At 42.0% G+C, this 13,604-nt stretch carries 11 protein-coding genes and 1 tRNA gene; 6 read left to right on the top strand and 6 right to left on the bottom strand.

The window, feature by feature from the left end; all coding sequences use genetic code 11:
- The first annotated feature begins 34 nt into the window (after nucleotides 1–34).
- Nucleotides 35–1,252 (top strand): hypothetical protein, encoded by a 1,218-nt coding sequence (locus RMY63_RS02120; protein WP_322727109.1) that lies wholly within the window; start codon nucleotides 35–37, stop codon nucleotides 1,250–1,252.
- Nucleotides 1,253–1,302: 50 nt separating this feature from the next.
- Nucleotides 1,303–1,373 (top strand) — tRNA-Gly (locus RMY63_RS02125).
- A gap of 264 nt (nucleotides 1,374–1,637) precedes the next feature.
- On the opposite strand, the gene RMY63_RS02130 is transcribed toward RMY63_RS02125, so the two are convergent.
- Nucleotides 1,638–2,684 carry an ABC transporter permease gene (locus RMY63_RS02130; protein ID WP_322727110.1) on the bottom strand — a complete coding sequence of 349 codons (1,047 nt, stop codon included), beginning with the start codon at nucleotides 2,682–2,684 and terminating at the stop codon, nucleotides 1,638–1,640.
- A 99-nt stretch (nucleotides 2,685–2,783) separates the two neighbouring features.
- On the bottom strand, nucleotides 2,784–3,302 hold the full coding sequence (locus RMY63_RS02135; protein ID WP_322727111.1) for an adenine phosphoribosyltransferase: 519 nt from the start codon (nucleotides 3,300–3,302) through the stop codon (nucleotides 2,784–2,786).
- A gap of 491 nt (nucleotides 3,303–3,793) precedes the next feature.
- Here RMY63_RS02135 and RMY63_RS02140 point away from each other — a divergent pair, with 491 nt between their 5' ends.
- Nucleotides 3,794–4,420, top strand: coding sequence for a DUF3038 domain-containing protein (locus RMY63_RS02140; protein WP_322727112.1), 627 nt, complete (start codon nucleotides 3,794–3,796; stop codon nucleotides 4,418–4,420).
- A complete protein-coding gene (locus tag RMY63_RS02145) occupies nucleotides 4,417–5,844 on the top strand; it encodes a DUF4335 domain-containing protein (protein ID WP_322727113.1) in 1,428 nt (475 codons plus the stop codon). The genes RMY63_RS02140 and RMY63_RS02145 overlap by 4 nt, the downstream gene beginning before the upstream one ends.
- Nucleotides 5,845–5,906: 62 nt before the next feature.
- Here RMY63_RS02145 and RMY63_RS02150 read toward each other — a convergent pair whose 3' ends face one another.
- Nucleotides 5,907–6,080 (bottom strand): hypothetical protein, encoded by a 174-nt coding sequence (locus tag RMY63_RS02150; protein WP_322727114.1) that lies wholly within the window; start codon nucleotides 6,078–6,080, stop codon nucleotides 5,907–5,909.
- A 144-nt stretch (nucleotides 6,081–6,224) separates the two neighbouring features.
- Between RMY63_RS02150 and RMY63_RS02155 the strand changes: the two genes are divergently transcribed.
- Nucleotides 6,225–7,556 carry an AAA family ATPase gene (locus tag RMY63_RS02155; protein ID WP_322727115.1) on the top strand — a complete coding sequence of 444 codons (1,332 nt, stop codon included), beginning with the start codon at nucleotides 6,225–6,227 and terminating at the stop codon, nucleotides 7,554–7,556.
- Nucleotides 7,557–7,568: 12 nt separating this feature from the next.
- Nucleotides 7,569–9,374, top strand: a complete 1,806-nt coding sequence (locus RMY63_RS02160) for a tetratricopeptide repeat protein (protein WP_322727116.1) — start codon at nucleotides 7,569–7,571, stop codon at nucleotides 9,372–9,374.
- A gap of 25 nt (nucleotides 9,375–9,399) precedes the next feature.
- On the opposite strand, the gene RMY63_RS02165 is transcribed toward RMY63_RS02160, so the two are convergent.
- The 3 genes from RMY63_RS02165 to lspA form a co-directional block, all read right to left on the bottom strand.
- On the bottom strand, nucleotides 9,400–11,670 hold the full coding sequence (locus tag RMY63_RS02165) for a transglycosylase domain-containing protein (RefSeq protein ID WP_322727117.1): 2,271 nt from the start codon (nucleotides 11,668–11,670) through the stop codon (nucleotides 9,400–9,402).
- A 376-nt stretch (nucleotides 11,671–12,046) separates the two neighbouring features.
- The gene (locus RMY63_RS02170) at nucleotides 12,047–12,850 is read right to left on the bottom strand and encodes a hypothetical protein (RefSeq protein ID WP_322727118.1); all 804 of its coding nucleotides are present in this window, start codon (nucleotides 12,848–12,850) and stop codon (nucleotides 12,047–12,049) included.
- A gap of 218 nt (nucleotides 12,851–13,068) precedes the next feature.
- Complete coding sequence (gene lspA / locus RMY63_RS02175) at nucleotides 13,069–13,545, bottom strand: signal peptidase II (protein ID WP_292774536.1); 477 nt, start codon at nucleotides 13,543–13,545, stop codon at nucleotides 13,069–13,071.
- Between the last annotated feature and the right edge of the window lie 59 nt (nucleotides 13,546–13,604).

The raw sequence follows: 13,604 nt of genomic DNA on the forward strand, positions 1-13,604 counted from the left end.
GTAAAAGTGCATAATCATATCCAGTTTATATAATATGACACCATCGGTTGCTGATAAAACTCCAATTCCAGCCAAGGTCTGGAGACGACACACCGATCCACCAGGTTTGTGGATTTTTGTCGTTGTCAGTTCAGTCTCTCTGCACTTGCTGGTGTTCTGGCTGATGCGCTCATCTAATGCATTTAGCCTGTGGTTTCCCCAGCAAAATCAGTCTGCTGTTCCCATTGAATTGATAGACATTGCTCCTAAAACAAAATCAATAATCAAATCAAAATCAACAGCCAAAATAGTTTCGTCAAAGCCACTATCTCCTACTGAAAAGTCTGTACCAGTACGTTCATCACAAACAGCACGAGCTACGCCTAAAAATGAAGATTTTGGTGCAATAAATTCTCCTGAGAATCTCCAGAAAAAGAGCCGAATTTACGCCTCTCAACCTAATAGCGAACCCTCTAGACAACAGATAGTCCCAACGCCAACACCGAAACCTATAGCTAAAGTTACACCGAAACCTATAGCTAAAGTCACACCGAAACCTATAGCTAAAGTCACACCGAAACCTACAGTTCCAGTCGGTAATTTACCTTGGAAGCGTCGTCAAGAAATTAAACTGGGAAAGGGAACGCAACTACCAACAGGTATTCCATCAAATCGACCAGTTTCAGAACCTGAAAATAGAGAAACTCCAGCAACTTCAACTAGGGAAACTCCAGCAACTTCAACTAAAGAAACTCCAGCAACTTCGACTAGGGAAACTCCAGCAACTTCAACTAGGGAAACTCCAGCAACTTCAACTAGGGAAACTCCAGCAACTTCAACTAGGGAAACTCCAGCAACTTCGACGACTGGGGGAGCATCGGTCGCAATAGTAGCTCCCTTATCTAAAAATGAAGTGATTAGCTTGATACAATCAGGAGGATTCCGACAAGATGCTTTACCCGACGTTATCGCTTTATACAGAGGAAGCAACACAAAACAATTAGACCCAAGTTTTCTTGTCCACAATTCGGAACTTGAGCCAGCACAACTCTTGGCTAGCTTGATAATCGATCAGAATGGCAACTTTCAACAGGCTGTAGTTCTAGAAATAGAACCAGCAACACTGCAAAGTGAAAAAACTATATATGAGCAAGTCCTGAGCGAAGTTTTTAAAACAGAAAACTTTATTGCTGCCCACAATAACGATGGCACAAAACCAGAATTGAGCAATCTATATGTCAGGATCAAAATCCAACCCGCCAATTCCAACTAGATACTTGAATTTTGGCAAAAACTGTGTTAAGTTTATAGGGTTGGAAATTTGCGGGCGTAGTTTAGTGGTAAAACTATAGCCTTCCAAGCTATTAATGCGGGTTCGATTCCCGCCGCCCGCTTAGAAAAAACTCTCAAATATGCCAGAGTAAAGAACTAAGTCTGAATCTTGGTAAAATAACTAATTAAACAGCAATTCTAAGTTTTGCAGTATGCAGAAGTAGCTTGACACTGAGAGTAGCCAAATTCAAGATGGAATGAGGAATTAGGAAGACTTTCTTCAATAACATCCGTACCTCTGTCTACCTATTTGTTGTTTGTTTGATAGTTGGCAATACTCTGCAAATTTCCTAATGCGTTTTGATTTTTTGAATTTAGAATTGCTGCTAATTGAGATTTTCTAGGCGAATGCGTGGATCGGCTGCTTTGAGCATCAAATCGGCGATTAAATTGCCAACAATCAGCAGTACTGCGCCCATGACTAAGCTTGCCATTAATAAATATAAATCTTGAGCTTGTAAAGCCTGTAGAGTCAATCTCCCCAAACCGGGCCAGTTGAAGAAAAATTCGGCGATGAAGGCACCATTTAATAAACCAGCTAATTCAAAACCCAATAAGGTGATTAAGGGATTTATGGCGTTGCGGAGTGCATGGACGTAGATGACGCGGTTTTCTGGCAAACCTTTGGCACGAGCCGTTTGGATGTAGTCTTGACGCAGAACATCCAATAATTCGCCACGAGTGATGCGTTGCAAACCAGCAAAACTAGTAATTGAGAGGGCGATGGTAGGTAAAATCATGTGCCAGCCGATATCTAAGATTCTGCCAAACCACGACAGTTCTGAGTGATTGATGCTAGTCATGCTACCCACTGGGAAAAACGGCGAGGTGATTTGGGCTAAAACCAGCAGCGCTAAGGCAGTGATGAAACTAGGAAAGCCTTGTCCGGCGTAACTAATCACCTGTAAAATCCGGTCTGCTGGCTTATTTTGTTTGACAGCGGCAAAGATCCCTAGAGGGATGGCGATCGCCCATGTGACAATTAGAGATGCGATCGCTAATAGCAAAGTCGCTGGTACTCGTTCCCACAACAGCGATGCCACCGAACGCTGATAAATAAAACTCGTGCCAAAATCCCCTTTAGTCAAGATTCGCCATAGCCACAGCCAAAATTGCTCTGGCCAAGACTTATCTAGACCAAACTGCCGTTTGATTTCTTCAATTCTTTCAGGAGATATCTTCGGATTTTGCCGCAGCGTATCTACATAATCACCAGGAGCGAATTGAATGATGAAAAACGACAACGCTGACGCCAACAACAAAGTTAGCAGTGCCTGCAATAGCCGCTTTGCCACATAAACAAAAGTTTCGCTCGTGACTAGCCCGATTAGCCAATCCCGACCTGTCTCCAAGGAAATTTTCGTAGATGTCATTTATATTTTGTCCTTTGTCCTTTGTCATTTGTCCTTTGTCATTTGTCATTTGCCAGTTGTTTTGCTATTGACCAATGACTAATGACCAATGACTAATGACTAATATTCAATTAAAGAGATGATCGGCACGTCTGGTAAATGTGTACGCCCTTGTAAATCCCGTAGCTCGATAATAAACCCAAATCCTACTAGTTTGCAGCCAATTTTCTGCACCAATTTGGCTGTGGCACTCGCTGTTCCACCCGTGGCAATCAAATCGTCCACAATCAAAACTCGGCTACCTTGATGTAAAGCGTCTTGATGCACTTCTAGGCAATCTGTACCATACTCTAGCTGATATTCAATTGAGTGAACGGCTCCTGGTAACTTCCCTTTTTTGCGGATGGGAATAAAACCAGCTCCTAATTTATAAGCCAGAGGTGAACCAAAAATGAATCCCCTCGACTCCATACCAATGACATAATCAGCTGTTATTCCAGCTTCATTGCATTTTTGTGTTAAAAAGTCAATAGTATAGCGCAGCCCCTGTGGATCGCGCAGTAACGTAGTAATATCCCGAAATAAAATTCCGGGTTTCGGGAAATCTGGGATGTCACGAATGAGAGACTTTAAATTCATAAAATGGGGAGTGGGGAATAGGGAATGGGGATGGTGGGGCCCCTGAAGGGGATAAGGGGTAATGGGGCATGGGGAAGATCAGGGAATGAGGGAGAAGAATAAATAATTAATGCCCAATACTTCTCTACGACAGGCTGCGCCAAAGGCAACACTCAGTACAAGTCCCCAGTCCCCAGTCCCCAATTTCAGATACCTGAAAAATCGTACACTATAATGTCATACGCTGGGGGTCAAGGCTGAAGCTTCGCCCTTCATTGACGATAATTAGAATCTAAACCAAGCTAGAAAAGGTATTTCACTAATAAATGAGGTGAATTTAGTTATGTTTTAAAATTTTGATTTCAATATGGGGAAAACTTTGAGTAGAAAGAGTTAAGTAATGTATATATCAGGTAGTCATGCTACTCCCACAAGTCTAACGCTCAAGTCTTGACTACCGATCTGAAATTTGTTTTATCTAGTCTGTTGGAACCGCACAAGGTATTTATAGAATGAATGTTTCAGCAAGTTTAACGCCGTTCAACAGTCCAACCCAAGACTCACTGCCGATGATTCTGGACACTTTACCAGATCCTGCGATCGCTTCCAAAACGTGTCCTCGGAGAACCAGGCTGCAAATTGACCTGATTTTACTGGCAATTGAAGCTTTAGAACTTGGTGGTTCGGAAGCAATCCTGGCTTTTGCTCAAGAGTTGGATCTTAAAGGAATTGTTAAAGACAGGGTAAATTTATGGCGGATGCGTAGCTCTAACCCGCTACGAAGAGCGCATATACGCCGTCCCTTAACTATTATGGAAGCAAAAGCTCTGGTGGTCATTGCTTGCTACCTAGCACGGCGTTTAACTGTTGTCATCCGCCAGTTATTAATGATATGTCAACAAATGGAAGAAAAACAGATTCCATTAGAACAGAATTTGCGGCTATCTAATTACCTAGAGCGGTTTAGAGCGCATTTTAAAAGCCGGATGAATGCTCGACGTTCTGGTGTACTAGCATTAACTTCTGATGAAAAATTAAATGCACTAGCAATAAATTTGTTAGGACAATTACTATTTTGTACTGGTACTGCTGGAATGCAGCGGTTCTGGATTAGTCTTTTTGACGGTGAAGTGGAATGAATATTCAACGTAAGTACAGTCTACCTAATTGTACTCTTCTTTTAGAAGGGTTAAGTGATGTCACTAGGGCTGCACAGTTCCAGGAAATGCGCCCAGAATTATCAATATTGGTAAATGCAGAATGCTATTTATCTGGTTACAACCAACCCCTAACCGGAGGGCGGGAATTTTTTGAAAGTTTGGTGAGGGCTGTTAGTGGTTACGCCCAAGAATTTCTGAGTACTGTACCCAATCCGCAAGCACACAACCAAGAATCGGAGTTAGTAGAGTTTCAAAAAATTGACGGCAACCGCCACAGGTTAATCATACATTCAGAGAATGCTCCAGAGGGGTTCGAGTCTCACTCTAATAATTCTAAACGTCCGCCGATTGAAATAGATTTGAATACGGTACAGTTATTTGATTTAGTAGAAGCAGTGGATCAGTTTTTTGCTGATACCCAGACTTTACCAGAATTATCCCTAGAACTACAACCAGTTACTAGACGCTATGGCGGTGCTAGTCAGGCTGTAATCAGGCAGGCTATTCCTGCTGCTGTGGGAGTATCAAGTTTAGCAGTAGCAGCGATCGCATTTAACTTGATTCCACCTCCCCAAATGCGTACACCGCAGCCTAAGCCAGATGAGCAAACTAGCTCTACAACAAAGAGCCTTAATCCTCCAGCATCAGCGGCTGCAACACCAATCGCGGCGGTAACACCAACACCAACAGCTACTACAAAGCCAGTAGTCAAAGATTTAGAAGCACTTTTAAATACAGTTCCAGAAATTACCGATCCATCCCAGCTGCGTGCATTGAATCGCCAAGTGTATAATCAAGTTCATCCAGCTTGGACTAAACGCTCAGGATTGGAGCAGGATTTGATCTATCGTTTGGGTGTAGCTGCGGATGGAGCGATCGTTGGTTATAAAGCGGTGAATAAAGAGGCTAATCAAGGAGTTGGGCAAACTCCTCTGCCTAACCTACTTTATAATCCTGCTAATCGCGCTCGCATTTCCAATGAACCGATCGCCCAATTCCGAATAGTGTTTACTACAAATGGTGTGCTGCAAGTTAGCCCTTGGCGAGGATATGCTAAGACACCAGAAGTAGTCGGTGCAAAAATTACTGACTCTAATATCACTAAAGGTCTAAATCAAAAGCTTTATAATACAGTTCGCCAAACTTGGAGTGGCACCCCCACCTTTACACGAGATTTAAAATATCGGGTAGCAGTCAACAAAGATGGTATAATTGCTGACTATGAACCACTTAATCAAGTCGCCTTTGATTATTTCCGAGAAACACCTCTTCCTAATATGTTTAACGCTATCTATGGTTCTAATGTAGCTGCTCCCAATGACAAAGAACCTCTAGCCCACTTCCAAGTGATATTCAAGCCTAACGGCAAGCTCGAAGTCACTCCTTGGAAGGGATATCAGTAATTGGGTATGGGGCGTTAGGAGTGCTGAGTACTGAGTTAGGAATTAGGAGTTAAGAGTTAGTATTATCTTCTCTCCTCATCTCCCTCATCTTCTTCTGCTCCCTGCTCCCTATTTCCTATGGTTTTTAGGTAAGCATTGAGCTTGGGTAATAGTTCATCAAGAATTGGTTTTAATCTGTTTACCTGTTCATTTGCCAATAACTGTCTGGCGTAGGCTAACGCACCGTAATTTGTCAATTGTGCCCCACTGTGAGCAATAACACACCTGACAATTTAATTTTCTAACTATCTCTGTAAGTTTGCGAGAATATGGCGATTTAATTTTCTAACTATCTCTGTAAGTTTGCGATAATATGGCGCTAACCTGTGAAATTTAGATTTATGACCCAGGATTTTGCCTTTTTAAAGCGGATATACAATGTTTTTGACCCATTTCGTCCCTTACCCGCAGGAGATCCTGCTTATGTTGATTGTACAGAAGTGCGGGGAGATGGTGACATATTAGTAGAAGTAGGTAGAGAGATTTTATATTCAGACAGAATGACCTCTCAACTATATGCAGGTCATCGCGGTGCTGGAAAATCTACAGAATTACTGCGTCTTCAGCAATATTTAGATGAGCAAGGTTGCTTTGTTGTTTATTTTCCTGCTGATGAACAAGATATCGATCCAGAAGATGCCCAATATACTGATATTCTTTTAGCTTGTACCCGCCACTTATTAGATGCATTAAAAGATAGCACTTCTCCAGCTAGTTTATTGAACTGGTTAAACGAACGTTGGCAAGATTTAAAAGATTTGGCATTAACTGAAGTCTCCTTACAAAGCTTAAGTATAGAAGGGCAAATTGCCCAATTCGCCAAATTAACAGCAAATTTGCGAACAGAACCTACTCAACGCCAAAAAATTCGTGAGCGTGTAAATCCGCATACAATTACTTTGATTGCAGCTTTAAATGAGTTTATTCAAGATGCCAAAAGGCACTTACCTTCAGGATATTCTCAACTTGTATTAATTACTGATAACTTAGACCGGATTGTACCTATACCTCAAGAAGATGGACGCAGCAATCACGACCAAATTTTTCTCGACCGTAGCGAACAACTCCAAGCTTTAGATTGCCATTTGCTTTATACAGTACCCATTTCTTTGCTGTATTCTAATCGCGCCGCAGACCTAGCTAATATCTATGGTAATACTCAGGTATTGCCGATGATTATGGTGCAAACGCCTGAGAACCAACCCTATCAACGCGGTATTAATAAAGTTATAGAAATACTGCAAAAACGTCTGAGTTTGATAGACTCTAGTTTATCTGTGGTAGATATGTTTGAGCAGCGAGAAGCTTTAGAAAGACTATGCCTGATGAGTGGAGGTCATGTGCGAAATTTATTATTATTAATGAAGGAGGCGATTAAATACACTAACAGCCTACCTATTCCTACCAGAGCCTTACAGCGTTCAATGAGCGAGTTGCGAAATACTTATCGAAATACAGTTTTTGCTAATGAATGGGAAGCACTGGCAACTGTGTATCATTCTAAAGAAATAGAAAACGATCCATTGTATCGAGGCTTATTATTTAATCGCTGTATTTTAGAATATCGTTATTTAAATGGAGAAGGAGAAAGCCAAGTTTGGTATGATATTCATCCTCTAATTAAGGGAATTAAAGAATTTCAAGATACTTTTAATCGATTGTATCCGGCATAAAAATAAATAACTGTGTCTTTAACGCTTAATATTGGGCATTACACAGCTAAGATTATGGCACTAGAACTGACGGATTGGGATCGGGATTTACCATCACAAGGAGATGAGGAATATCAAGCCTTAGTCCGCACTCTGAATTTTACAGAAGGCTTTGGCTTATTATTTGTCCGTTGCTCTCCGGCTGAGGGTGAGCAGTTAATTACCAAGGTAAAAGAAAATATTCCCAATAAAAATATTGAAGTTCTACGGCTAGAACAAGCTGTGACTAATTTATATGAAATAATTGATAATTTAGATAAAAAAAAAGGAATAAATATTTTATTTATTACAGGTTTAGAGCATTCATTTTATAAATATGAAGAATGCAAAAGCTTAACAGGTTGGAATAGTAGAGATATTTATTCATACAGTTGGAAGGGTGTACCACCTGTTTTAATTAACCTCAATCAACAGCGAGAACGGTTTAAGGATAACTTTAATATTTGTTTTGTGTTCTTACTACCGATATTTGCGATTAAATATTTTATTCAACGTGCGCCAGACTTTTTTGACTGGCGTTCTGGGTTATTTGAATTCCCTATAGACTCAGAAACTTTAGAACAAGAATCATCACGGATAATTCAGGATGGAGATTATGAAAAATATCTCGCTCTAACACCAGAAGAAAGAACTCAAGAAATACTAAGAATTCAAGAATTAATAGCAGAAGACCATCAAATACCTACTCGTCAATATAATTTACTGATTAACCTGGGAAAATTGCAGTCTGCTGGACAAGATTATAAAGAAGCGATCGCATCCTATGACAAAGCACTAGAATTTAAACCTGATTACCACCAAGCTTGGTACAACCGAGGGATTGCGCTAAGGAATTTAAGACGCAATGAAGAAGCGATCGCATCCTACGACAAAGCACTGGAAATTGAACCAGATAATTACCAAGCTTGGGTCAGTCGGGGAATTGCGCTAGAGAATTTAGGACGCAATGAAGAAGCGATCGCCTCGTTTACAGAAGCCTTGAAAGTTAAAACAGATTACCACGATGCTTGGAACTGGCATGGCTATGTGCTGGATAAATTAGGACGCTATGAAGAAGCGATCGCATCCTACGACCAAGCACTAAAAATTAACTCAGATGATGACTATGCTTGGACGAGTCGGGGTATTTCATTGAAAGAATTGGGTAGATATGAAGAAGCGATCGCATCCTACGACCAAGCACTAAAAATTAACTCAGATGATGACTATGCTTGGACGAGTCGGGGTATTTCATTGGAAAAATTGGGTAGATATGAAGAAGCACTCATTAGCCTAGACAAAGCTTTAGAATTGGAACCTAAGAATGACTTGTCTGACCTTTATTATGTCTGGAAATTTCGAGGCATTACACTTAACAAACTGGGTAGATATGAAGAAGCACTCATTAGCCTAGACAAAGCTTTAGAATTAGAACCTAAGAATGACTTGTCTGACCTTTATTATGTCTGGAATTGGCGAGGCATTACACTTAACGAACTGGATAGATATGAAGAAGCACTCATTAGCCTAGACAAAGCTTTAGAATTGGAACCTAAGGATGACTTGTCTGACCTTTTTTATGTCTGGAGACGGCGAGGCATTACACTTAACAAACTCGGTAGATATGAAGAAGCGATCGCATCCTATGACCAAGCACTGTCTATTAAACCTGATGACCATGAAGCTTGGTACAATCGGGGAAAGGCACTGCTGAATTTAGGACGCAATGAAGAAGCGATCGCATCCTACGATAAAGCACAGCAAATTCAACCTGATTTCACTCTTGATAGGTTAAAGTGATTAATGCTCCATGCCCATCCTCAATTTACCGTGTAATTCTCCGCATATAATTTCCCCATAATTGAGCTGCTTGAGCACTGCTGCCAGATGTCGGTGAATTATTGTCGTTTCCTAGCCAAACACCAGTTACAAGTCGCTGACTGGGGATAAAACCAATAAACCACAAATCAACATTTTTATCAGTAGTACCAGTTTTTCCAGCTTCCCCTAGTCCAATGGCAGCACTACGACCAGTACCTCTTGCAATTACACCGCGCATTAAACTAGTCATTTCATCGGCGACATTATTTGTTAACACTCGTTTGTTGGCACCTGGATCTTGGTCGAAAGAGTAGATTACACGACAGGTTTTGATATCATTGCGATCGCGACAATCACCACTGTCTAAAATTCGGTTAATGGCATGGGGAGGATTCGACACACCGCGATTGCCAATAGCGCCAAAAGCACCAGTCATTTCCAAAACATTGACTACGCTTTGACCCAGTACCAAGCCAGGAACCGGATCGAGGTTTGATTTTATCCCCAAACGCTGCGCCATTGCTACTACTTTATCCAGTCCGACTTCTCTAGCAACTCGCAAGGCGATAGGATTTTCTGAAAGCGCCAGCCCGGTGGCAATATCGAAGCTTGTGTCACCACCAGCACGACAGGGTTTATAAGTAAAGCCTTGCCAAGTTAAAGGAGCGCAGGAATAACTCTTGGATGGCGAAATTCCTTGTTGAATGGCGGCAGTGTAAGCAAAGATTTTAAAGGTGGAACCTGGTTGTCTTTTGGCTTGAACAGCACGATTGAACTGACTTTTTTTGTAATCAGTCCCGCCTACCATTGCGAGGATACTGCCTGTACTAGAGTCAAGAGTGACTACTGCCCCTTGAGAAAAATTAAAAGTTCTACCAGAGTTGTTTACCGAATTATTCAACGCTGCTTCTGCTTGTCTCTGTATCGCTGGATCGAGCTTGGTTTCAATGATATAATTACCCTCTCTTGCAGCTCCTTCCCCCAAAATTGATTCCAGTTCAGAGAAGACGTAACTGTAAAAATAAGGTGCGATCGTTTTAGCTTGCTGTTCGCAGACTTTAGGACTAATTTGGACAGTCGAACGTCTAGCTCGGTTCGCATCCTCTGCTTTAATTTTGCCCATCTCCAGCAATCGCTTAATCACACGATTTCGGTATTCAGCTGCTTCTAGCTTATTTGGCCCATCCCCACAAAAATCGAAAGCGTTGGGAGCAGGTAAAATTCCTACCAATGTTGCTGCTTCTGCCAAAGTTAATTCTTTCGCTGACTTCTCAAAGTAATATCGGGCTGCATCCTCAAAGCCAGAGGTATCACCTCCCAAAAAAACCCGATTTAAGTACATCAGCAAAATATCATCTTTGCTGTAAAATGTTTCGAGCTTTAGAGCGACAACTGCCTCCCGCAATTTGCGGCCAATGGTATCCTGTCTACCTACATACTCGCGGAACAAACTGCGGGCAACTTGCTGGGTTACAGTGCTGGCTCCTTGTTGCACATCTCCAGTGCGGCTATTAATCAACAGAGCTCGTAAAATCCCCAGAGGATCAACTCCAAAGTGCCAGTAATAACGACTATCTTCTGAAGCCACTACCGCAGCAGGCAAATAAGGGCCAAATTCCTCTAATCGCTTCATGTCTACATGAGAGATTGTCCGAGGCTCTCTTAGGGGAGTGGCTCCATCACGCGCGTAAACAACTACTGGAGCGCGTGTCGCTGTCGGTAAAGGTCTGACTGAAAATTTCAGCCATTCGACGCCAATCACTAATGTTAATAGGGCACTAACACCACCAACTCCATAAGCTGTCCAACTAGCAGCTTTGACATACCAGGCTGGTGGATCGACATATTGTAACCGCACAGAAGCGGCGAGTTCTGGCGGGCCCAGAGTCAGAATATCGCCGTGACGCAGTTCTAGGGAGCTAACACGACGCTTGCCCCGATAAATGCCATTGGTGGAGTTTTCGTCTTTGATCGTGAAAACTGGTGTGCGCTGAGTAGAATTCCGCGATAGTGACAGGTGAATTTGGCTGACAACAGGGTTACGGATGACGATATCGCTGGATTTGGAGCTACGACCGAGAATATAGCGATCGCCCAACAGTGGATATACTTCTGCTTTATCCGCCCCCGCATCCTGCACCCAAAGTTCCGGTACTTTGGCATTAGGCTTGAGCGCCAATTTTGAAAAATCGACCCTAGCTTGAATCGTATGTACTGCTTGAGTCAGTTGACCTAGTAACGTTTGTGGCTTGTGAGGGGGTTGGGGAGAACTCATCGGCTGTTCACATCACAGTTTTTAATGAAGAATCGGGCAAATTACAATCAATTTTAGATGTTAGTCTTTCATCATTTTACTCATAAGCCAAAGCATAAATTAGCTCTACGGAACTTTCTGATTTAATTTATACTTAAATTTCTATTATAGCTAGAATAAGTTTGTAATTAAAATCACTTTTTTCTATGAGAAAAGATTTTTTTGTATTTTCAAAGGCTTACCTAAGCTGTATTAATCGTTCAATAACTATAAGTATGGTCTTTATATTTGTCTTTTTAAACACTAGTTGTCAATAAATAACTGATTTAAATTTTACCAATTTTACATATTCACATATTTTGAAACAAACCTAAATATCCTCATTTAGGAAGATTTTCTAAATCTTAATTATCTGCTTTAATAGGGCGAGTGTTCCGTTGAGGTTAATTACAGTAATGATGGGAAAATCTCTGACCCTGATTGGTACAGCTTTATCTTTGGCATTTACCACTAATATTGCTGTAGCCGAATCCAGTAAATCCCCCATAGCCCAATCTAGTAGCGACTCCACTAGCGCACCAACGGAAATCAAGATGTCGCCAGAAGGTATGAAAATTCTGTGCGAGCATTTTCCGCTCAACTCCCGCTGTTCCGGCGGCACAGCAGCCACCCCTAGCGCTCCTGCGCCTAGCGCTCCTGGTAGCACTACAGTACCAGCAGAAACAACAACGCCTGATAGCACCACCACTCCTGATAGTACAACTACACCAGGAACCACTACACCAGGAACCACCCCTCCTGAATCTGGCACTCCTGAAATCACTCCAGCACCAGGAAGCACAACCCCATCGGCACCTGGTGCACCTAGAAACTTAACTCCAGCACCAGGAAGTTCAACCACTCCTGATGGCGCACCTGGCAACTTAACTCCAGCACCAGGAAGTTCAACCACTCCTGATGGCGCACCTGGCAACTTAACTCCAGCACCAGGAAGTTCAACCACTCCTGATGGCGCACCTAGCAACTTAACTCCAGTACCAGGAAGTTCAACCACTCCTGATGGCACTCCTGGCAGCACTACCGAACCAGGAAGCTCAACCACACCTGAACAACCTGGCACTCCTGGCACTCCTGGCAGCAGTATCGAACCCGGTAGCTCTCCCAGTACTCCCGGCTCTAGTTCGCCAAAAACTCCTACCACAGGTAATTAAATTAAAAGCTGGGGCATAATCTAAATAATGGTTTGCCATCAGCGATCGCAGGTGCATCTTTCTTGAACTCTTGCACCAGTTATGCAAACTGGTGTTAGATAACAAATAAAAATTGATAAAACCTTATATGTAAAGTCTTCGCATATAAGACTAAGCAAGGGTTTCACTAAGTCAATCGCCTGGGATTAATCATCCCAGGCTTAATAGTTTAATGGGATCTGCCAGTTGAAGTCGGTGTTTTTTGCAAAGAAGCAATTAACAGGCAAACAATACCGATACTAATAAATGAATCTGCCACATTAAATACAGCAAAGTTTATTAGGCGAAAATCAAGAAAATCAACGACATAGCCTAAAACAAAACGATCAATACCGTTGCCCATAGCTCCACCTAAAATCAAGCCATAGCCTAACTGATCCCACAAATTTAATGTTGGGCCAATTAACGCCAACGCTATCAATACTAAACTCACTCCTAAAGATAGCCAGCGCAACCACTCTACTTTCCCACTCAACAGACTAAAAGCTGCACCAGTGTTAGTGACATAGGTGAAGTGAAATATCCCAGGTAAGAGTGGTAGTGTCTGCCCCAAGCTAAAGCTTTGTACTACCCAGTACTTTGTTATTTGGTCTAAGAAAAAAGCGATGAAGGCAGCGATCCAGAAAAGACGATTTTTTAAACGCATGGCAAATTAGTCATTGGTCATTGGTCATTGGTCATTAGTCATTAGTCATGAGTCATTGG

Origin of the sequence: Nostoc sp. ChiQUE01b (genome assembly GCF_034531255.1) — a bacterium.
Lineage (GTDB): Bacteria > Cyanobacteriota > Cyanobacteriia > Cyanobacteriales > Nostocaceae > Nostoc.